Genomic DNA, 19,500 nt, shown 5'->3' on the forward strand with positions numbered 1-19,500 from the left:
GCTCAGGTCGCCGAGGCCCAGCCGGTGCCCCACACCCGGATGGTCGGGCTCCAGTCCTTGACCAGCCGGAAGTAGTGCTCGTGGTAGGGGTAGAGGCCGCTCCAGCAGTAGCCGTAGGAGTTGCCGTTGAGGGTGTAGCGCACCGACGGTCCGACCCTGGTGTCGGTGCCGTACGCGTTCCACATCTCGACTCTGATCTCCTTGCCGTAGTAGCTGGGATCGCTCCCACCCGTGCCGCGCAGGCTCACGCAGGCCCGGCCACCGCTGGTGGGCCAGAAGGTGCGCGAGACCAGCGACGAGGAGAAGTCGAAGGCGTAGGTGAACGGCAACTGGGCGGCCTGGGCGACGACCCCGTCCCCGGTCGGCCGGTCCTTGCCGTCATCGGGGAGCAATGGCAGCACCGGAGCGCCTGGACTTGGTCGAGCGGTGGTCAACTTGGCCACTTCGACCAGGTCGTCGTTCTTGTCCCTGGCATCGGCGGCGGCCTCGGTGGTCACCGAGGACACCGCCACTATTGCCAGAAGAACAGCGGCAAAACGCTTTATCGAAGACATGGGCTAAACCCCCGCGACTAGGACCCGGAAGACAGGAAAGGAAAGCTAGCCAGTGCACCGCGCACCGCACGTCCGGCGTTCGGGTGACACCACCGGTAAATAGGCCGTTGACCAGGGGTAATGACGCAGATGGTTGCATCACCGATGACTGAGCGGACCAGAGGTCACCGCCGTTCAGCGCAGTGGGGATGTTCTGTGAATTACCGGCTGCCACCGACCACTGGTCCAGCCAGGGTGTCGCGCGTCCGCACGAGCGGACCGGGCCGCGGCGAACCTATTCTGGGTATATGTGAACAAGGGTTTTCCGCCGGGTTGGCTCCCCCGCGGAAATAGCGTCCGCATCGCGCCGCCCTCGCGCGCGATGCGGACGCAGGGACCGGCCACACTGTGCAGGGGTGTGGCCGGTCCCCCATTCCGGGCCCTGGCACGCTAGGGCCCCGCACCCCAATCGCGAACCCCGGGAAGGCCAGATGACGCCAGACTGGCGCAACACCCTGCTACTCACCGGCATAGCCCTGACAATCAGCTCCGCATACCTGCTGACCCCGAACGAGAATCCCAGCCCCGGCTACACCATCACCCAATGCATGCCCGAATGCCCCGCCCACTACGAAGACGGCATCTCGTGGCCGGTCCTACCGCTGTCCGCGGGCATAGGCCTAACCGCCTCCGGCACCCTCGCTTGGTACCGCGGCCGCCGCTCGACCACCGCTGACTGACGCGGTCCACCAATTGCGGATCCCTTGATGACCGCGACAAAGGGCCTCGTGGCCCACGATCCCCCCGTGCACAACCTCGGTGACCACCGGCGTGCGGGCAGGGGAACCACCAGGCAAAAGAAGAACGGCCCCGGGTGCGTTCGCACCCGGGGCCGCACCCAGAGACCGTCATCGCCGCGCTCGGCGATCTACCAGTTGACCATAAACGCTGGTCAGAGCATGTTGTGGCGGGTAGAGGATTCGAACCTCTGAAGCTTTCGCGACGGATTTACAGTCCGCTCCCATTGGCCGCTCGGGCAACCCGCCGGGGTGTCCGGTGTTGCTGGACGACCGGAACCATACCCAATGGGGCGGGGGGAGTTCCAACGGGTACCCCTTCTGCGCGGCGACCCCCTGGTGGGCGGTCACGGCGGTAGCATCCGTGCCGACTTGACCAACCCCTGAACGCGGAGGTGCGAAGCACGTGGCGGACCCGTCATTCGACGTGGTGAGCAAGGTTGACCGGCAGGAGGTGGACAACGCGCTCAACCAGGCGGCGAAGGAGCTGTCCACCCGGTTCGACTTCCGCGGCACCGGGGCCAAGGTCAACTGGTCCGGCGAGGAGGCGATCGCCTTCGAGGCCGAGACCGAGGAGCGCTGCGCGGCCGCGATCGAGGTCTTCAAGGAGAAGCTGATCAAGCGCGGCATCTCCCAGAAGGCCTTCGACATCGGCGACCCGGCGCTCTCGGGCAAGGTGCACAAGGTGACCGGCAGCCTGGTCCAGGGCATCTCGACCGAGAAGGCCAAGGAGATCGCCAAGAAGATCCGCGACGAGGGCCCCAAGGGCGTCCAGGCGCAGATCCAGGGCGACCAGCTGCGCGTCTCGGGCAAGAAGAAGGACCACCTCCAGGACGTCATCAACCTGCTCAAGGGCGCCGACTTCGGCATCGCCCTGCAGTTCACCAACTACCGCTGACCCGCTGTGGCGGGCGTCGCGTGACGCCCGCCACAGTCGTCAGACCCGGTTGCACTGCGCAGGCCGGCTGCGGCTGAGCCGACCGAGTGAACGCACCGTCATCGTGTCCTGGGTCACCGGTAACCCTGCGTGTAGTAGGGGCGATGCACTGTCGGGGGGTCGCCTTCGGATAGGGGATGTGGGCGTCTCTTACGTGGGTAGCCTCGGATCGGTGAACACGACAGGAGCCGCGATGAAGGGCATCGTTCTAGCCGGGGGCAGTGGGACCCGGTTGCACCCGATCACGCAGGCGGTGTCCAAGCAGCTGCTGCCGGTGTACGACAAGCCGATGATCTACTACCCGCTTTCGGTGCTGATGCTGGCCGGGATCCGGGACATCCTGATCATCTCCACGCCCGCCGACCTGCCGAACTTCCAGCGGCTGCTCGGTGACGGCAGCCAGTTCGGGGTCGCCTTCTCCTACGCCGAGCAGGCCCAGCCCAACGGGCTCGCCGAGGCGTTCATCATCGGCGAGGACTTCGTCGGCGGGGACCCCGTCGCGCTGGTGCTCGGCGACAACATCTTCTGGGGCCTCGGGTTCTCCCAGATCATGCAGGCCAACACCACCGACCTCGACGGCGCCGTGCTGTTCGGCTACCCGGTCAAGGACCCCCAGCGCTACGGCGTCGGCGAGGTCGACGGGGACGGCAGGCTGGTCTCGATCGAGGAGAAGCCGCAGGCGCCGAAGTCGAACCGGGCGATCACCGGGCTGTACTTCTACGACAACGACGTCATCAAGATCGCCAAGAGCCTCACCCCGTCCGCCCGCGGCGAACTGGAGATCACCGACGTCAACGCCGAGTACCTGCGCCAGGGCCGGGCGCGGCTGATCGACCTGGGCCGCGGGTTCGCCTGGCTGGACACCGGCACGCACGACTCGCTGCTGGAGGCGGGCCAGTTCGTGCAGGTCCTGGAGCACCGCACCGGCGTGCGGATCGCCTGCCTCGAGGAGATCGCCCTCGACCGCGGCTTCATCACCCCGGACGAGTGTCACGCCCTCGGGGCCAAGCTGGCCAAGTCCGGCTACGGCGAGTACGTCATGAGCGTCGCCAAGGCCGCAGGCACCACCGGCTGAGCCAAAGCCCAACCACCCCGCTCGACGATCGCCGAGACCGCAGGGCACCACTGCTAAGTCACGCTGCCCCACGCCGTCCTCTGCAAACAGGCGATCGCCGAGTGCCTCGCGAAGTCCGCAGGCACCACCGACCGACTCACCGCTGCCCCAACGGCATCCGCCCCAAGCAGGCAATCGGCGAATGCATCGCGAAGGCCACAGGCCGAGCTACCGCTGCTCCATCGCCGTGCACTCAAGGCGAGCGATGCGGGCGACTCTTGCCGAGAGCGTCGAGATGGCCACTGGCACTGCCGACTGAGTCACCGCCGCCCTAACGCCATCGGCTCCAAGCAGGCGATCGGCGAAAGCGTCGACAAGGCTGCCACCGCCCGACCAAAGCCCTCCGCACCAGGCGGGCGATTCGCTCGACGATCGGCAGATGCGTCGCGAAGGCCAAGCGCCATCCGCTCCAGGCAGGCGAACCGCGAAGGCCGCAAGCTGGGCTACTGCTGTTCCATCGCCATGCGTTCGAGGCGGGCGATGCGGTCGGCGATCGGTGGGTGGGTGGAGAAGTGCCGGGAGATGCCGTCGCCGGGGCGGAAGGGGTTGGCGATCATCAGGTGCGATTGGGCGGCGAGCGCGGGCTCGGGGGCCAGCGGCGCGGCGCGGGTGCCCTCGTCGAGCTTGCGCAGCGCCGAGGCCAGGGCCAGCGGGTCGCCGGTGAGCCGGGCACCGGACTCGTCGGCCTGGTACTCGCGGGAGCGGCTGACGGCCATCTGCACGATGGTCGCCGCGATCGGGCCGAGCAGCGCGACCAGCAGCAGCGCCAGCGGGTTCATCCGGTCCTCGTCGTCGCCGTCGCCGAAGATGCCCGCGAACATGGCGAGGTTGGCCAGCAGGCTGACCACGCTGGCGAGCGCGCCCGCGACGCAGGAGATGAGGATGTCGCGGTTGTAGACGTGCGAGAGCTCGTGGCCCAGGACGCCGCGCAGTTCGCGCTCGTCGAGCAGCTCGAGCAGGCCGGTGGTGCAGCAGACGGCGGCGGTGCGCGGGCTGCGGCCGGTCGCGAAGGCGTTCGGGGCCTGGGTCGGGCTGATGTAGAGCCGCGGCATCGGCTGCCGCGCGGCGGTCGCCAGCTCGCGCACAATCCGGTACAGCGCGGGGTGCTCCGCCTGCGACACCGGCCGGGCCCGCATCGCGCGCAGGGCCAGCTTGTCGGAGTTGAAGTAGGCGTAGCCGTTGATCCCGACGGCGACCAGCACGCCGATGATCAGCGCGGTCCTGCCGAAGAACGAGCTGATCGCGATGATCAGCCCGCTCATGCCGCCGAGCAGGAGGGCGGTGCGCAGTCCGTTGAAATGCCCGTGCACGCCCGCCTCCTCAGTCCGGTTGGTCCGCTGGGTTCAACGAGCGCCCCGGGTGAGAAGTTCCAACCAGACAGTCGATCAGTTGCCGCTTTCGCCCAGCCGCCAGTAGGTCGTGGGGCGGACGCGCTGGCGGGGATAGCCTCGATCGTCGAGCAGGTGCGCCCGGACGGCGAGCATGGCCGACCGCTCCCCTGCCAGCCAGACCTCGGGCAGTCCCCCCGGTAGTTCGGCGGCGCGGATGGCGTCGACCAGAACGGTGTTCTGACCCGCGGGCGCGCCGTCGCGGTGCAGCCAGGTGATGCCGTCGATGGGCTGCTCCTCGGCCGCGTCCGCCACCTCGACGTAGGCGAGGACCTGCTTGTCCGGCGGCAGGGCGGCCAGGATCGCGGCGATGGCGGGGATCGCGGTCTCGTCGCCCGCGAGCAGGTACCAGTCGGCGGCCGGGTCGGGCTGGTAGGCGGGCGAGGGACCTACGAAGATCATCTGGTCGCCGGGGCGGACCCTGGCCGCCCACGCCGAGGCCGGTCCGGCGTCGCCGTGCAGCACGAAGTCGAAGTCGACCTCGTTGGTGACCGGGTCGTGCCTGCGCAGCGTGTAGGTCCGGGTGAGCGGCCGGACCTGGGCCCACAATCCGCGTGCGGACTCCAGGGTCAGCGGCTCGGGGAGCACGGTGCCCTCGGGGTAGAGGTAGAGCATCACGTTCTGGTCGGTGCCCGCGCCCGCCAGGCTCGCCAGCGACTCGTCCTGGACGGTGACCCGCGCCATGTGCGGGGTGACGCGCTCGACGCGGACGACCGGGACGCGCCAGAGGCGGGTCTCTTGCCTGCGGGAACGCCTGCGGGTTTCGGGGTTCGTGCTCATCACCCCCATCTTCGCGCCCGTGGTCCTCGGCGCTCGCGCGGGCTACTGTTCGTTCGAACGAACAAGGAGGTCGCCGTGCTCGGACTCGAGGCCACCGCTCATGCTCTTGCCGCCGGGGAGACCACCTCGGTAGACCTAACTGCCCAGGTTCTAGCCGCGATCGGGCAGAGCCAACCGACGCTCAACGCGTTTCGGCTCGTTCGCAAGGCAGCCCTATCTGAGGCTGAAGCCGCCGACGGACTCTTGCGCGAAGGGGTACGCAAGCCTTTGCTGGGCGTGCCGGTCGCCATCAAGGACGACATCGACATCGCTGGCGAGCCCACCGCGTTTGGATGCGCGGGCGAGTTCCCAGCCGCGGAGGCCGACTGTGCCTTAGTAGGTCGCCTTCGGGATGCCGGGGCCGTCATCGTCGGTAAGACCAACACGCCTGAGTTCGGTCAGTGGCCGATCACCGAAGGGCCCGCGTTTGGGACCACGCGGAACCCTTGGGATCTCTCGCGCACGCCTGGCGGGTCCTCCGGTGGGTCTGCTGCCGCGGTTGCTGCCGGGTTAGTACCTGCGGCAGTTGGGTCTGACGGCGCTGGTTCGGTCCGGATCCCGGCAGCGTGGACGCACCTGGTGGGGATCAAACCCCAGCGGGGACGGGTGTCCAGTCCAGATTTGTTCCACGGCATCACTACCGACGGCGTCTTGGCCCGTACAGTCGCTGACGCCGCTCTATTGCTGGAAGTCCTTGCCGATAGGCCGTTCCGGGATGCGGCCACTGTGGAGCCCCGCCGACTACGGGTAGGACTATCGCTGCGCCCTGCCTTTACCGGTGTACGCGGCGTTGTGCTGGATCCGTTGGTGCGGGCGGCGGTCGTGCGACTGGCGCGGGTGTTGGGATCACTAGGACACGAGATCTCCATCGTGAACCCCGACTACGGCCTCATCGGACTCAACTTCCTCCCCCGCTCCCTCGGTGGCGTTCACGACTGGCACGGCCGCGTGCCGGACCAGGCGCTGCTCGACCCACGCACGCGCGACAACAGCCGCCTCGGCGCGCTGCTGCGCGGCCAAGGCTTGCGCGCGGCCAACGCCACCCTCCGGTCGTTCCAACGCCGAATCGGCCGGGTCTTCGACCGCGTCGACGTCTTACTGACCCCAACCACGGCGACCCTGCCGCTGCCTGTTGGCGCTATCGACGGCCTGCGTGGATGGCAGACCGACCAAGCGATTGTCAGGGCGTGTCCGTACGCGTGGCCGTGGAATGTGTTGGGGTGGCCAGGGATCAACGTGCCCGCGGGTCTTACGCCGCTACCGGTGGGCGCGCAGTTGCTTGGGCCTGCCAACAGCGAGCGGCAGCTGATTTCCCTTGCCGCGCAACTGGAGTCGGTAGAGCGGTGGGACCAGAGGTGGCCGTCGTGACTAGAGAGCGGATCTTGCGCGCAGTGCTGCGGGTGATCGCGGCCGAAGGGGTCGCCGGGGTGACCAACCGGCGGATCGCCCGAGAGGCAGAGGTGTCCCTGGGGTCGATCACCTACCACTTCGCCACGCAGTCGGACCTACTGCGCGAGAGCCTCTTGTTGTTCGTCCACGAGGAAACCACCCGCTTGGCAGCCCTAGCCCAACAACCAGCGACGGTCGAACAAGCCGCGGTCTTGGTCCAACAGGTGATCGAAAGCCTGCCGTCGGAGTTGGCCCCCTTCGAGCTCTACCTACAAGCCGCCCGAGACCCATCTCTACGCGACGCCGCATCCCGTTGCTTCGCCGCCTACGACGCGTTAGCCCTAACTGTCCTCAAGGCCCTGGGCCTCCCCAACCCCGAACCCCTCACCGCCCCCGTCGTAGCCCTAGTAGCAGGCATGCAACTCCGCCGCCTCGCCACCGGCACCACCCCGGAGATCGCCGCCGCCCTGTTGCTGCTGGTCAGCGCTTCCCCGAACTGAACACCGGGTTCTCCACCGACACCCGCGGCGCGGGAACCACCTTGGGCTCCTCAACGACAACCGAGCCCCGGAACACCGGCATCGCGGGCTTGTCCGGACGCGTAGTGCTGATCATGACTTTCCTCCTGGCAAGTGATCACTGTCGGCCCTGAAGTGCCCAGCTCCCGCCGAGCCCTAACGGCCTCGCGAAAATTGGACCACCGGGGTACGACAGTTCCGCGCAGGACACGTCACCGAAGCGGGTGCTCTTGTCGCACGTGGACAGGCAAGCCCCCTATAGAACGTCGCCCAGCAGCTTCATTGACGTGGTCACAGCAGCAGCGCCAGCCAAGCGGTCGACCTTGCCCGGCTTGTTCGCGTAGCCGACGAACGGCACCGCTGATGCTCGGGCAGCGAGCATGTCGCTAGCCGAGTCACCGACGAAGACAGCCGATGCCGGTGGACGACCAGCCAGCGCTTGGTCAACGAGATACGGGCTCGGCTTAAGGTGGTCTACCCGAGCGTCCTCACGTGCCGAGATGCCACTGATCAGGTGCGTTAGACCGTGGCGGGCAACATACGCCTCGATCGCTACGCGGCTGTTGTTGCTGACGACCACCAGTGGACGGTCGCTCCCGTGCCACGCGCGCATCAACTCGCGCGCGCCCGGCGTGGGAACAGCCCCGACGATGGCCTCAGCCTCATACGCAGCCAGAGCCGCCTCGACGACGCCCGCTTCCTCAGGGCCAAGAGTCACCGCGTACTGGAGAACGTCGAACGGATCTTGGCTGACGCTAACCCCATGCGGAAGCCCACGCCCACCGCTCGCGAGCACCCCACGCAGTCGACCAGCCACGACAGGGGCCGGAACGCCCGCAAAGACAGAGCAAATGGGCCCGTCGAAGTCGAGCAGCAGAACATCAGCACCAGCCAAAAGCCGCCGAAGGCCGCGCGCGTCGTCGACCACAGTCACGCGCTGACCTCGACCCTGACCGCGCTCCACGTGCCTAGGCCGAGTGAGCCCAACTCGTCGATGTTGTCGGCTAGCCCAGGAGTTTCATGGTTCAGCACTTGGCCATCTGGGCTCCATCCCTTCCACTGAGGAAGGCCCGACGTTGAGTCTGGTGTCCTGCACCGGTCCCGTACCTAGTCGGCGCACGTCAGCCTGGAGCCCGCGGCGCTATCTCGCGGGGAACGTGGCCTCGCAGTCAGAGTTGTTGCACTTGCGGAGGCCGCCACCTGGCAAGCTGTCGATCTTGACGAAAACCAGCTCGCCCGCCTTGCACTCAGGGCACTTTTCCATGCACGTAGCGTAGCTGAACGCTCATGGCTGACGCTCACCTGAGGGGCATTCCTGTCTTGCCGCTCTCAGGGCTCTTTCGATCAGCGTGGCCATCACGGTGTAGCCCTCGACGGACACAGCGGAAGGGCTGTGAGTTCCGCTCCCCGGAGATCAAGAGTGATAGACCAGCGGTCTGCTGGCGGCTGAGGCGGCACTCACCGACGAACCAATTGCGACCGCCCGGCCCTACTCGCATGGCAAGCGCAGTCTTTCGATCGACTCGAGCTGCCGAGCCCGGTTCAGGTCACTGCACCGTCCCCAGACAAGGTCGACCTGACTGGTGGCCGTGTGCTCACCGTCTGGCAAGCCTCGGCGGTCGGCCAAGGTCCCGGAACGATATCCACCGAAAGTGATGAATCAGCCCCGGAGTTCCATGGTGCAGCACTTCGGGCCGCCGCCGGATTTGCGGAGTTCGGTGATGTCTACGTGGTGGGTGGCGTAGCCGTGGGCTTCTAGTTGGGCGGCGAGGTTGGTGGCTTCTTTGGCGATGATCACGTTCCGGCCGTCGGATACGGCGTTGAGGCCCAGGCAGGCGGCGTCTTCTTCGGTGGCCAGGATGGCGTCCGGGTAGAGGCGGCGGAGTAGGCGTTGGGTGCCGGGGGAGAACGCGGCTGGGTAGTAGGCGATGTGGGCTCGGGAACCGGGGCCTGCCTCCGTGAGCACGACCAGGGCCACGTCGAGGTGGTAGTACCGGGGGTCGACCAGCTGCAGGGAGACCACGGGGACGCCGAGGATCTCCTGGGCTTCGGCGTGGGCGCCGGGGTCGGTTCGGAAGCCGGTGCCCGCGAGCAACAAATCGCCGGTCCAGGTGAGGTCGCCCTCGGCCTCGTTGATCTTCTCGGGCATCACGATGTCGCGGTAGCCGTGGTCGAGGAACCAGGTGCGGAAGAAGTCGGCCTCGGCGGCGCGCTGGGGGGCGCGGAAGCGGGCACCGAGCACGACCCCGTCGATGACCGTGCCGGAGTTGGCCGAGAAGACCATGTCCGGCAGGCCGGGCTGCGGGGCGATGGTCTCCACCACGTGGCCCAGCCGCTCGTAGGTCTCCTTCAGGGCCGACCACTCCGCGATCGCGCCCGCGGTGCTCACCGGCCGCGTCGGGTCCATCCAGGGGTTGATGGCGTACTCGACCGCGAAGTACGTGGGCGCGCACATGAGGTACCGCCGCGAGGTGGCGAGCCGGGTGGTCGCGGGCTGGCGCACGGGTGCCGAGGTCATGGATCGAAATGTAAGGGCACCTGAAGCAACCATCAATGTCGCTTCGCTGCCCTTCAGCATGCAGAATGTTGCGTGTGGACGTCATTGATCAGCGAATCATTTCACGGCTCGTGGCCGACGCCAGGTCCAGCTACGCCGAGATCGGGAAGGCCGTCTCGCTCTCGGCGCCCGCGGTGAAGCGGCGGGTGGACCGGCTGCTGGAGACCGGGGTGCTGCGCGGGTTCACCGCCGTGGTCAACCCCGAGGCGCTCGGCTGGGGCACCGAGGCGTTCGTCGAGGTGCACTGCCAGGGCAACGTGTCCCCCGACCGGATCCGCCAGCGCCTCGAACCGCTGCCCGAGGTCGTGGCCGCGTACACCGTCTCCGGGGCGGCCGACGCGATCGTGCACCTGCGCGCGGCCAACATCCACCACCTGGAGGACGCCCTGGAGCGGCTGCGGGCGGTCGACATGGTCTCGCGCACCGTCTCCACGGTCGTCCTCTCGACCCTCTTGGAGCGCCCACCCGCCCCAGAGCCCGGCCAATGACGTGAATTGAGCCGCTAGGGTGCGCTGACATGACCGTCCTGCTGCAGCGGCGCGAGGGCGTCGCCGTGATCACGCTCAACGACCCCGACCGGCGCAACGCTCTTACGCTGCCCATGTCCGCACGGCTGGCCGAGCTGGTCGCCGAGTGCGAGGCCGACCCGGAGATCGCGGCGCTCGTAGTGACCGGCACCCCGCCAGCGTTCTGCGCCGGGGCAGACCTAAGCGTGCTCGGTGAGTCGCGCGAAGAAGGGCTGCGTGGGATCTACGCGGGCTTCCTCGCCGTCGCGCGGTGCTCGCTACCGACGATCGCGGCGGTCGGCGGGGCTGCCGTGGGCGCCGGGCTGAACTTGGCGCTAGCGGCAGACGTCCGGATCGCGGGACCCAAGGCGCGGTTCGACGCGCGCTTCCTGCAGTTGGGCATCCACCCCGGGGGTGGCATGACGTGGATGCTGCAGCGGCTCGTCGGGCCCCAGACAGCCACTGCGATGACCCTCTTCCGGCACGTCGTTGACGCTGCCGAGGCACGGCGGGTCGGCCTGACTTTGAGCACGATCGAAGGTGACCACGAGGCCCTCGTCCAGGCCGCGGTTGACCTTGCCGCGCCCACCACAGCGGCCCCTAAAGAACTAGTGCTCTCGATCAAGAGGTCCATGCGCGCCACAGCGGCGCAGGTCAGCCACGACGACGCCATCGAAACCGAACTCGCGGCCCAGTTGACCTCGATGGACTCCCCGGCGTTCGCCCAGCTCCTGGCCGAGATGAAGGCGCGGATCTCCTCGGCGGCGACCCCGTAGGCTGTTCGCGGCGTCCCACCGGACCGCCCACCATGCGAGATAAGTGTAACCGCCGGTTACACTCAAACTGGGACCGCACCAGGCCCTTACCCGATACTTTGGGATGGGGTCTCGCGCGGGACTGTGATCTGCAGCGCGTTGCACGGGTCCGGGGACCGGCGATGCCTACCGTTGAACGCGACACGACCAGCGAGTCCGGGTGTCAGGAGAGAGGGTTCGGCAGCTCATGAGCACAGGTGTGGACGGTGGTACGGCCGCCACCGGGACCTCGCGGGCGGCCGCGGTCACCAAACTCGATCGAGTGGTGATCCGGTTCGCCGGGGACTCCGGTGACGGCATGCAGCTCACCGGCGACCGCTTCACCTCGGAGGCCGCGGCCTTCGGCAACGACCTGTCCACCATGCCCAACTTCCCCGCGGAGATCCGCGCCCCCCAGGGCACCATCCCCGGGGTCTCCAGCTTCCAGGTGCACTTCGCCGACTACGACATCCTGACCCCGGGTGACCGGCCGGACGTGCTGGTCGCGATGAACCCGGCCGCGCTCAAGGCCAACATCGCCGACCTGCCCGCGGGCGGCACCCTCATCGTCAACACCGACGAGTTCGTCAAGCGGAACCTGACCAAGGTCGGTTACGCGGCCAACCCGCTCGAGGACGATTCCCTCGCCGGGTACCAGGTGCACCAGGTCGCGATGGCCACGATCACCCAAGGCGCGCTCGCCGACACCGGGCTCGGTAAGAAGGACGCCGAGCGCTGCAAGAACATGTTCGCGCTGGGTCTGCTGTCGTGGATGTACCACCGGCCGACCGAGGGCACCGAGCGGTTCTTGCGCGAGAAGTTCGCTAAGAAGCCGGAGATCGCCGAGGCGAACGTCTTGGCCTTCCGCGCGGGCTTCTACTACGGCGAGACCACCGAGGCGTTCGCGGTCACCTACGAGGTCGCCCCCGCCAAGCTCGCGCCGGGCACTTATCGCCAGATCACCGGCAACACTGCCTTGGCGTACGGGATCGTCGCCGCCGCGCAGCAGTCGAAGCTGCCTGTGCTGCTTGGCACGTACCCGATCACCCCGGCGTCGGACATCCTGCACGAGCTGTCTAAGTACAAGCAGTTCGGCATTACGACCTTCCAGGCCGAAGACGAGATCGCGGGTATCTGCGCCGCGCTGGGCGCTAGCTACGGCGGTGCCCTGGGCGTCACCTCGACCTCCGGGCCGGGTGTCGCGCTTAAGTCCGAGACCATCGGCCTCGGCGTGATGACCGAACTCCCGCTGCTGGTCGTCGACGTGCAGCGCGGTGGCCCGTCGACCGGTCTGCCCACCAAGACCGAGCAGGCCGACCTGCTGCAGGCGATGTACGGCCGCAACGGCGAGTCCCCGGTGCCGATCATCGCGCCGCAGTCGCCCGCCGACTGCTTCGCCGCGGCGCTTGAAGCCACGCACATCGCGCTTAAGTACCGCACCCCGGTGCTGCTGCTGTCCGACGGCGCGGTCGCCAACGGCTCCGAGCCCTGGCTGATCCCCGACGTCGAGGACCTGCCCGACCTGACCGTGGAGTTCGCGACCGAGCCGAACTCGCCGGACGGGTCGGCGTTCTGGCCGTACCTGCGCGACCCGGAGACGCTCGCGCGCGCGTGGGCGGTCCCGGGCACGCCCGGTCTGCAGCACCGCATCGGCGGGCTGGAGAAGGCCGATGGCACCGGCAACATCTCCTACGAGCCCGACAACCACGACCGCATGGTCCGGTTGCGGCAGGCCAAGATTGACAACATCCCGGTTCCCGACCTAGAGGTTGACGACCCGTCCGGTAAGGCGCGGGTCCTGGTACTGGGCTGGGGCTCGTCCTACGGGCCTATAGGCGCCGCGTGCCGCCGGGTGCGCAAGCTCGGCCATTCGGTCGCGCAGGCCCACCTGCGGAACCTGAACCCGTTCCCGGCCAACCTCGGCGACGTGTTGCGCTCTTACGACAAGGTCGTCGTGCCGGAAATGAACCTGGGTCAGCTGGCGTTGCTCCTCAGGGGCAAGTACCTGGTCGACGTCGTCAGCTACACCAAGGTCGCAGGCCTGCCGTTCAAAGCCGAGGAACTGCAGAACGTGCTCACCGACATCGTGAAGGGGGTCGATGCGGCATGACCACGATCGACTTGGGGCTCCCCGGACTCGCCGGGGTGCCGACCACCGACGAACCGCAGAAGGCCAAGGACTACAAGTCCGACCAGGAAGTCCGCTGGTGCCCGGGCTGCGGCGACTACGTCGTGCTCAACGCCGTGCAGTCGTTCCTGCCGACGCTGGGGTTGCGCCGGGAGAACATCGTCTTCATCTCCGGCATCGGCTGCTCGTCGCGCTTCCCGTACTACATGAACACCTACGGGATGCACTCCATCCACGGCCGCGCCCCGGCCATCGCCACCGGCCTCGCCACCGCCCGCCCGGACCTCTCGGTCTGGGTCGTCACCGGCGACGGCGACGCGCTGTCCATCGGCGGCAACCACCTGATCCACACGCTGCGCCGCAACGTGAACCTGAAGATCCTGCTGTTCAACAACCGGATCTACGGGCTCACCAAGGGCCAGTACTCGCCGACCTCGGAGCCGGGCAAGGTCACCAAGTCCACCCCGATGGGCTCGCTGGACTACCCGTTCAACCCGGTCTCGCTGGCCCTCGGCGCCGAGGCGACCTTCGTCGGCCGCGCGCTGGACTCCGACCGCGTTGGCCTCACCGAGGTCCTCCGCCAGGCGGCCGAACACCGCGGCTCAGCCCTGGTCGAGATCTACCAGAACTGCCCCATCTTCAACGACGGCGCGTTCGACGTGCTCAAGGAAGCAGGCGAAGCCGAGCGCCGCCTCATCCCCCTGGAGCACGGCAAGCCCATCCGCTTCGGCGCCTCGGGCGAGTACGGCGTCGTGCGGGCCGGATTCGGTTCGCTAGAGGTGGCCAAGGTCAGCGAGGTCGGCGAAGACGCCCTCGTAGTCCACGACGCCCACGCCGAGGACCCGTCCTTCGCCTTCGCCCTGTCCCGCCTCTCCACCCAAGACCTGAGCCACACCGTCACCGGCGTGTTCCGCTCAGTCTCCAGGGCCACGTACGACGACCAGGCCCGAGCACAGGTAGACGACGCCAAGGCCTCCAAGGCTGCCGACCTGACCTCGCTCCTGCGCGGCAAGGACACCTGGACCGTGATCGCCTAAGTCCCTATCGCGTGAACAGGCCCCCGCTTCGGCGGGGGCCTGTTTGCTTTGCGGTTCGAGCGTTCGGGTGAAGGGCGAAGAAGGGGCCGCAGTCACTGCGGGTGGTGCGGTATTCATCTCTGCGTGAGCAGAGGGGCGCGGGGATTCCGCGCGGTTTTGGGGGAGCGGAAATGGGCGCAACTACTGGAGTTGGGGTTGCCGCGGGTTCATGGGCCCAAGGTGCCGTTATTGCGCCAAGGCGAACCAGGGACAGCGGTTCTGTTGTTGGTTTCCGGGCGGGTGAAGGTGTTCGGTACGGAACCGGACGGGGGACGGTTGTTGCTGGCGTTGCGCGGTGCCGGGGACTTGCTCGGGGAGTTGGCGGCGCGGTCGGCGGAGCGGCGGACCGCGACTGTGGAGACCATTGACCGGTGCAGTGTTCGGGTGGTGCAGGCGGAGCGGCTCAACAGCTTTCTCGCTGAGCAGGACGGGCAGTCGGCGCTGTTGGAGTACACGATGTCGAAGCTCTCGCAGACAGCGGCCTACCAGGTTGGACTGGTGCACTTCGGACCGGAGCGCAAGATCGCCCGGTTGCTGCTGGAGGTCGCCGCGCTGGCTGACGACAGCAGTGGTGGGGCCGAGCGGGTGCCGTTCTCGCAACAGGAACTGGCCGACTCGCTCGGTATGGCCCGTAGCACCGTCGCGAACCACCTGCAGCGGCTCAAGGACAGCGGCGCGCTGCGGCCGGGGCCGCGGCTGGTGATCTCGGACGTCGCCCGCTTGCGCGGCATCGCCGGACTGTGACCCACGTCGCCGCGGAACTGTCCGCTGCCGGACAGTTCCGTTAGGCCGGTACCGCGAGGCTCGTCGCGAACTGCGACGAGGAGGAAGACGTGGCGTCGAGGCTGCCGCCGTACCGGGCGTTGCTCGGGGTGGACATCAAGGACTTCAGCGGGGTGGCCGGGCGCCACCACGCCGAGATCACCGAGCGGATCGCGGTGGTGTTGGCCACGGCGTTCGAGAAGTGCGGGCTGCGGGCGGTGTGGGACGAGCAGCGCTTCGGCTTCAACACCGGTGACGGGTACCTGGCGGGCTTCGACACCGATGTGCTGCCGCTGCTGCTCACCCCGTTCCTCGCCTCGCTGCAAGGCGAACTGGACTACCGGGAGCAGGTGCGGGCCGATCCGGTGCCGTTGCGGATGCGGGTCAGCGTCAACGTCGGGCCGGTGACCGACACCGGCCGCGGGCTGGTCAGCGAGGGCAGCGGGGTCGCGCGGATCGAGACCCACCGGCTGCTCGACGCGGATCCGGTGCGCGACTTGCTGATCCGCTCCGGCACAGCCACCAGGGTCGCGGCGATCGTGTCCGGCCGCGCCTTCCACGACGCCGTCGCGAGCGGGTACAGCCGTGAACCGGCCGACCTCTACGTCCCGGCCCCGGTGCGGGTCAAGGCTTTCACCGACGTCGCCTACCTCAGGGTGCCGTCCCCGACCGGCGACCTGCTGCACCACGGTTTCCTGCCGCACAGCGAGAGCTCAGCGGACACAAAGGACACACACCGCCCGGGCGATGCCGCCATCCACGCGGGCCGCGACGTCAACCAGGGGAACACGACCTACACGTTCAACGGGCCCGGCAACGTCAACAACGGTTCCGGCGCCCAGATCAACGGATCGGGCGCCACCTACAACGACCACCGCGGATCGCGATGACGTCGAACTACCAGTTCGAAGAGATCGGGAACGTCAACAACGGCCCCGGTCCGCAGTTCAACCTGCACATCACGCAAGCGATGCGGAGGCGGCGAGAACGCCGGTTCATCGCCGCCGAGGAGATCCACCGGCGCGCGCAGCGGTTCGTCGAACCACGCGGCTACCCCTTCGCGGCGTTCAGCCGGTCGAACACGGCCGTGCTGGCCGGATCGGCCGAGGCGGGTACCCGCACCACCGCGCTGATGCTGCTGACCGAGCGCGGAACGAGGCACGTGGACCACCTCCGGGTGCTCGACTACCGGGCCGACGACCGGGAATCAGCCCTCGACACCGCGGAGTTGCGGCCCCAAGACCGGTTGCTGCTCGACCTGTGCGCGGCGGACGACAGCAGCGTCGTGGCACTGCGCTCCGAACTGGAGACCTACCAGGCCGCCGTCGGGCAAGCCAGGCTCGTCGTCCTGGTCCGGCCCAACCAGGTCGACCTGTTGGCCGATTCGCTTGCCGCACTGCACATCCACGTCGAGCGCCCGGACGGGGCACAGGTACTGCGAGCACACCTGGCCGCGGAGGGCATCACCCCGCCCGACCCGCTGCTCGCGACAGATCGGTTGGCGCGCTTCCTGCGGTCCGAGTCGACCGGGGGCATAGCCGCCCTGGCCAGGCTGGTCGTCAAGGCCCGCGACACCAAGCACGGTGACAACCTGGCGGACTGGCTCACCGAGGCGCTCGCGGCCCAGTCCGAGCGCGCCGCGCAAGCCAGGAAGTTGTTCTCCGGCCAACAAGGCGCGGCGGACCGGGCACTGCTCACGGTCGCGGCCTTCCTACCGGGCGCGCCAGTCGAGGCACTGGCAACGGCCGAGGCGGTGTTCCACGAGAAGACCGCGATCCCCGCCGCGCAGCGGCACACCCTCGACGGCGCCCACCTGGCCGAGCGCATGGCCGCGGTGAACCTGCGCGTGGACGGCCACGACCGCGTGGAGTTCGCCGACCTCGCCCTCGACGGCGCCCTGCGCACCCACTTCTGGACCTACTTCCCGACTTTGCGCGACGGTGTCGCGGCTTGGGTCCAGGAGGTGGCCCCGTCGGCGGTCCTGCCCTACTCCGCCAAGGCCGAACTGGTGGACCGCTTCGCCGATGTCCAACTCGCGACCGGCCCCGCTGAACCACTGCGGCACCTGGTCAGGGCCTGGGCCACCGGGGGACATCCGGACCTGGCCGCGCAGGTGTTGGCGATCGGCCTGCGCCACGACGGGCGGTCGAAGGAGTTCCGGCGGTACGTCTACGACTGGTCACGTGAGCGCGAGCTGCCGGAGCCGTTGGCCCGCGTCCTCATCGAGGCGTGCGTCGAGGACATCGCGCCCAACCAGCCGCCGCAGGCGCTCGTGCGACTGCGGCACCTCACCCGGCACAGTCGAACGTCTATTCGGGACACCGCGCTCGACGCGCTCCTGGGCCAGGTGCGGCAGTACGGCTTCCAGCGCTGGCTGCTCTACCACCTGCGCAAGTACAACTTCACCGAGCACGACCACGCGATCCTGGCCAACCTCGATATCCCGGTCCGCCTTGCGCGGGAGCACCAGGCGCGCGACAACCTGCTGGAGCTGTGGCGGCAGATGCTCTCGTCCGGCACCCGTGCAGTTCCACAAGAGGGCCTGTGGACGTGGATCGGACGGGATCCAGACCTCGTGGTGCGCGCTTGCGACGGGAACCCGGACCTGCTGAACCAACTCTTCGTGTTCACCCGGGAACGGGTGCGCCACGCCATCGACCCCGAGGAGCTGCGGGTGGCACACGACCGCGCCGGGGAACTGCTGCGCCACATCGACGCGGCACCGCACGTGACAACGCCGGAAGGACAAGGATGACCAGGGACATGCGAGTAGTCATCGCCGCCGTGGCGGCGGTGATGGTGCCATTCGTGGTCGGCGCGATCTTCAAGTGGGACGGCTGGATCACCGCCGTGGTCATCGCCGTGCTGCTCGGCGCGGTCGCGGTGGTGGCGCCGCAGGTCTCCCCCACGGCCGCCCGGCTGCGCGGCCGCCCACTCGGGGACCGGCGGTTCCCGGAACCGGTCGTCGTGCCCCCACCCGCCCCGGCTCCCCCGCCGCCGGGGGCGCGCACGCTGACCTCGGTGCGGCTGCCGAGCGCGATCGAGGACATCCCGTTCACCCTCACCTGCACCGTGCGCTGGTACCCGCGGGGGCAGGGACACCCGGACCCCGGCGCGCTCGCGGTCCAGTCGGTGATCAGCCGGGCCCGGCAGCTGACCCACCTGCACCACCCGCAGGACAGCGGCGCGGTCCACGCCCTGGCCGCGGAGCTCAGCACCCCCGGCACCGACAGCGGGAACGCGGTGCAGGCCTGGGCGACCGAGGTGAACCTGACCGTCGGTGAGGAGCACGACTCCTACCTGCGGAACCGGCTGCGGCTGGGCAGGCAGCGGCAACTCGCCCAACTGGAGATCGACAACGAGCGGTTCCTCCGCGGCTACCTGACCGAAGAGGTGCTCACCAGCGCCGGGAGCACCGTGGTGTGGTGGCTGGCGAAGGACTCGACCAAGGTCCGGGAGACCGTCGACCTGATCGGCCCACTCGCCCAGCTGTCGGCAGCGGCCAACGACCGGGAGGTCGACCGGGCGTTCCGGGCGCTGGTCCCCGGCAGCACCTGGTCGGACAACGGCCACAGCCTGTTCGTCGTCGACAGCCCCACCACCAACGGGCAAGACGCGCCGGACCTGCTCCCCGACCCGGATGACGACAACCACGCGCTGTTCGGCCGCGACCTGGTGATCTTGCTGGACCGGCACGGCCACAGCGACCTGGCAGCCAAGGCCAGGCAGCGGTACGGGGTGGACGACTGGTCGGCCGCCGGTGCGGAACCCGTGGAACAACCGGGGCCGGAGGACTAGGGCTCGCTGGTTTCCTCGGCGTTCCAGGGGGTGAAGCCCGCGCGTTCGGCGTCGGCGGGGGTGCGGAACCAGACGGTGGCGGTGGTGGTGGGGTAGGCGGGGGATTCGGTGGTGTGGAAGATGCCGTGGTTGCCTTTGACGGTGAAGTCGGTGGAGGGGGCTAGGCCGTCGGGGCCCGCGGGGGCGGCTGGGCCCTCGAACGCGTTGTCGAGGGTGCCGGAGACGCCGGTGTACTCGTCGTCGCGGGTTTGGAGGGGGATGCGGACGGCGGGGGTGGGGAGGACCCAGGGGGGTTGGGGGGTCAGTTTGCGGGCCAGGTAGGCCCAGGTGAGGACCACCCCCGCCAGGAACGACAGCACGCACCACAGAACCGGTCGCCTCACC

20 protein-coding genes and 1 tRNA gene are annotated in these 19,500 nt (G+C 68.5%); 13 read left to right on the forward strand and 8 right to left on the reverse strand.

The window, feature by feature from the left end:
* Window positions 1–2: 2 nt before the first annotated feature.
* Window positions 3–497 carry a DUF1842 domain-containing protein gene (locus LV75_RS22745; RefSeq protein ID WP_253889019.1) on the reverse strand — a complete coding sequence of 165 codons (495 nt, stop codon included), beginning with the start codon at window positions 495–497 and terminating at the stop codon, window positions 3–5.
* 527 nt (window positions 498–1,024) lie between these two features.
* Between LV75_RS22745 and LV75_RS22750 the strand changes: the two genes are divergently transcribed.
* Entirely contained in the window at window positions 1,025–1,273 is a 249-nt protein-coding gene (locus LV75_RS22750) for a hypothetical protein (RefSeq protein ID WP_253889021.1), read from the forward strand.
* Between the two features lie 225 nt (window positions 1,274–1,498).
* Here the strand turns inward: LV75_RS22750 and LV75_RS22755 are convergent.
* Window positions 1,499–1,579 (reverse strand) — tRNA-Tyr (locus LV75_RS22755).
* Between the two features lie 157 nt (window positions 1,580–1,736).
* Here LV75_RS22755 and LV75_RS22760 point away from each other — a divergent pair.
* Entirely contained in the window at window positions 1,737–2,228 is a 492-nt protein-coding gene (locus tag LV75_RS22760; protein WP_253889022.1) for a YajQ family cyclic di-GMP-binding protein, read from the forward strand.
* A 232-nt stretch (window positions 2,229–2,460) separates the two neighbouring features.
* A complete protein-coding gene (gene rfbA / locus LV75_RS22765; RefSeq protein ID WP_253889177.1) occupies window positions 2,461–3,342 on the forward strand; it encodes a glucose-1-phosphate thymidylyltransferase RfbA in 882 nt (293 codons plus the stop codon).
* Window positions 3,343–3,824: 482 nt separating this feature from the next.
* Here the strand turns inward: rfbA and htpX are convergent, their stop codons facing one another.
* A complete protein-coding gene (gene htpX / locus LV75_RS22770) occupies window positions 3,825–4,691 on the reverse strand; it encodes a zinc metalloprotease HtpX (RefSeq protein ID WP_253889023.1) in 867 nt (288 codons plus the stop codon).
* A 75-nt stretch (window positions 4,692–4,766) separates the two neighbouring features.
* Window positions 4,767–5,549 carry a siderophore-interacting protein gene (locus LV75_RS22775; RefSeq protein ID WP_253889024.1) on the reverse strand — a complete coding sequence of 261 codons (783 nt, stop codon included), beginning with the start codon at window positions 5,547–5,549 and terminating at the stop codon, window positions 4,767–4,769.
* A 75-nt stretch (window positions 5,550–5,624) separates the two neighbouring features.
* Between LV75_RS22775 and LV75_RS22780 the strand changes: the two genes are divergently transcribed.
* Together LV75_RS22780 and LV75_RS22785 are read left to right on the forward strand one after the other, a co-directional pair.
* The gene (locus tag LV75_RS22780) at window positions 5,625–6,956 is read left to right on the forward strand and encodes an amidase (protein WP_253889025.1); all 1,332 of its coding nucleotides are present in this window, start codon (window positions 5,625–5,627) and stop codon (window positions 6,954–6,956) included.
* On the forward strand, window positions 6,953–7,477 hold the full coding sequence (locus LV75_RS22785) for a TetR/AcrR family transcriptional regulator (RefSeq protein ID WP_253889026.1): 525 nt from the start codon (window positions 6,953–6,955) through the stop codon (window positions 7,475–7,477). The genes LV75_RS22780 and LV75_RS22785 overlap by 4 nt, the downstream gene beginning before the upstream one ends.
* Here the strand turns inward: LV75_RS22785 and LV75_RS35090 are convergent.
* The 3 genes from LV75_RS35090 to ddaH all read right to left on the reverse strand — a co-directional run bounded on the left by LV75_RS35090 (window position 7,458) and on the right by ddaH (window position 10,013).
* Window positions 7,458–7,592 (reverse strand): hypothetical protein, encoded by a 135-nt coding sequence (locus LV75_RS35090; protein ID WP_301319628.1) that lies wholly within the window; start codon window positions 7,590–7,592, stop codon window positions 7,458–7,460. The genes LV75_RS22785 and LV75_RS35090 overlap by 20 nt on opposite strands.
* 159 nt (window positions 7,593–7,751) lie before the next feature.
* Entirely contained in the window at window positions 7,752–8,429 is a 678-nt protein-coding gene (locus LV75_RS22790) for an HAD family hydrolase (RefSeq protein WP_253889027.1), read from the reverse strand.
* 726 nt (window positions 8,430–9,155) lie between these two features.
* Complete coding sequence (gene ddaH / locus LV75_RS22795) at window positions 9,156–10,013, reverse strand: dimethylargininase (protein WP_344800999.1); 858 nt, start codon at window positions 10,011–10,013, stop codon at window positions 9,156–9,158.
* 74 nt (window positions 10,014–10,087) lie between these two features.
* On the opposite strand from ddaH, the gene LV75_RS22800 reads away from it, so the two are divergent.
* The 8 genes from LV75_RS22800 to LV75_RS22835 all read left to right on the forward strand — a co-directional run bounded on the left by LV75_RS22800 (window position 10,088) and on the right by LV75_RS22835 (window position 19,116).
* The gene (locus tag LV75_RS22800) at window positions 10,088–10,540 is read left to right on the forward strand and encodes an Lrp/AsnC family transcriptional regulator (protein ID WP_253889028.1); all 453 of its coding nucleotides are present in this window, start codon (window positions 10,088–10,090) and stop codon (window positions 10,538–10,540) included.
* 29 nt (window positions 10,541–10,569) lie between these two features.
* Window positions 10,570–11,334 (forward strand): enoyl-CoA hydratase, encoded by a 765-nt coding sequence (locus LV75_RS22805; RefSeq protein WP_253889029.1) that lies wholly within the window; start codon window positions 10,570–10,572, stop codon window positions 11,332–11,334.
* A gap of 226 nt (window positions 11,335–11,560) precedes the next feature.
* A complete protein-coding gene (locus LV75_RS22810; protein WP_253889030.1) occupies window positions 11,561–13,462 on the forward strand; it encodes a 2-oxoacid:acceptor oxidoreductase subunit alpha in 1,902 nt (633 codons plus the stop codon).
* Window positions 13,459–14,517 (forward strand): 2-oxoacid:ferredoxin oxidoreductase subunit beta, encoded by a 1,059-nt coding sequence (locus LV75_RS22815; RefSeq protein ID WP_253889031.1) that lies wholly within the window; start codon window positions 13,459–13,461, stop codon window positions 14,515–14,517. The genes LV75_RS22810 and LV75_RS22815 overlap by 4 nt, the downstream gene beginning before the upstream one ends.
* Window positions 14,518–14,736: 219 nt before the next feature.
* Complete coding sequence (locus LV75_RS22820; protein ID WP_308211027.1) at window positions 14,737–15,300, forward strand: Crp/Fnr family transcriptional regulator; 564 nt, start codon at window positions 14,737–14,739, stop codon at window positions 15,298–15,300.
* A gap of 89 nt (window positions 15,301–15,389) precedes the next feature.
* On the forward strand, window positions 15,390–16,208 hold the full coding sequence (locus tag LV75_RS22825) for a hypothetical protein (RefSeq protein ID WP_253889033.1): 819 nt from the start codon (window positions 15,390–15,392) through the stop codon (window positions 16,206–16,208).
* Entirely contained in the window at window positions 16,205–18,073 is a 1,869-nt protein-coding gene (locus LV75_RS22830) for a hypothetical protein (protein ID WP_253889034.1), read from the forward strand. Before LV75_RS22825 ends, LV75_RS22830 begins: the two co-directional genes overlap by 4 nt.
* Window positions 18,070–19,116, forward strand: coding sequence for a hypothetical protein (locus tag LV75_RS22835; protein WP_253889035.1), 1,047 nt, complete (start codon window positions 18,070–18,072; stop codon window positions 19,114–19,116). The genes LV75_RS22830 and LV75_RS22835 overlap by 4 nt, the downstream gene beginning before the upstream one ends.
* Here the strand turns inward: LV75_RS22835 and LV75_RS22840 are convergent.
* Complete coding sequence (locus LV75_RS22840; RefSeq protein WP_253889036.1) at window positions 19,113–19,499, reverse strand: sunset domain-containing protein; 387 nt, start codon at window positions 19,497–19,499, stop codon at window positions 19,113–19,115. The genes LV75_RS22835 and LV75_RS22840 overlap by 4 nt on opposite strands.
* Between the last annotated feature and the right edge of the window lies 1 nt (window position 19,500).

It is taken from the genome of Actinokineospora diospyrosa (genome assembly GCF_024171925.1).
Lineage (GTDB): Bacteria > Actinomycetota > Actinomycetes > Mycobacteriales > Pseudonocardiaceae > Actinokineospora > Actinokineospora diospyrosa.

Bases quoted from the DNA above. Each gene is read 5' to 3' on its own strand.
- LV75_RS22775 (WP_253889024.1), bottom strand. From the start codon at position 5,549: ATGAGCACGAACCCCGAAACCCGCAGGCGTTCCCGCAGGCAAGAGACC.
- rfbA (WP_253889177.1), top strand. From the start codon at position 2,461: ATGAAGGGCATCGTTCTAGCCGGGGGCAGTGGGACCCGGTTGCACCCG.
- LV75_RS22835 (WP_253889035.1), top strand. From the start codon at position 18,070: ATGACCAGGGACATGCGAGTAGTCATCGCCGCCGTGGCGGCGGTGATG.
- LV75_RS22815 (WP_253889031.1), top strand. From the start codon at position 13,459: ATGACCACGATCGACTTGGGGCTCCCCGGACTCGCCGGGGTGCCGACC.
- LV75_RS22810 (WP_253889030.1), top strand. From the start codon at position 11,561: ATGAGCACAGGTGTGGACGGTGGTACGGCCGCCACCGGGACCTCGCGG.
- LV75_RS35090 (WP_301319628.1), bottom strand. From the start codon at position 7,592: ATGATCAGCACTACGCGTCCGGACAAGCCCGCGATGCCGGTGTTCCGG.
- LV75_RS22750 (WP_253889021.1), top strand. From the start codon at position 1,025: ATGACGCCAGACTGGCGCAACACCCTGCTACTCACCGGCATAGCCCTG.
- LV75_RS22830 (WP_253889034.1), top strand. From the start codon at position 16,205: ATGACGTCGAACTACCAGTTCGAAGAGATCGGGAACGTCAACAACGGC.
- LV75_RS22805 (WP_253889029.1), top strand. From the start codon at position 10,570: ATGACCGTCCTGCTGCAGCGGCGCGAGGGCGTCGCCGTGATCACGCTC.
- ddaH (WP_344800999.1), bottom strand. From the start codon at position 10,013: ATGACCTCGGCACCCGTGCGCCAGCCCGCGACCACCCGGCTCGCCACC.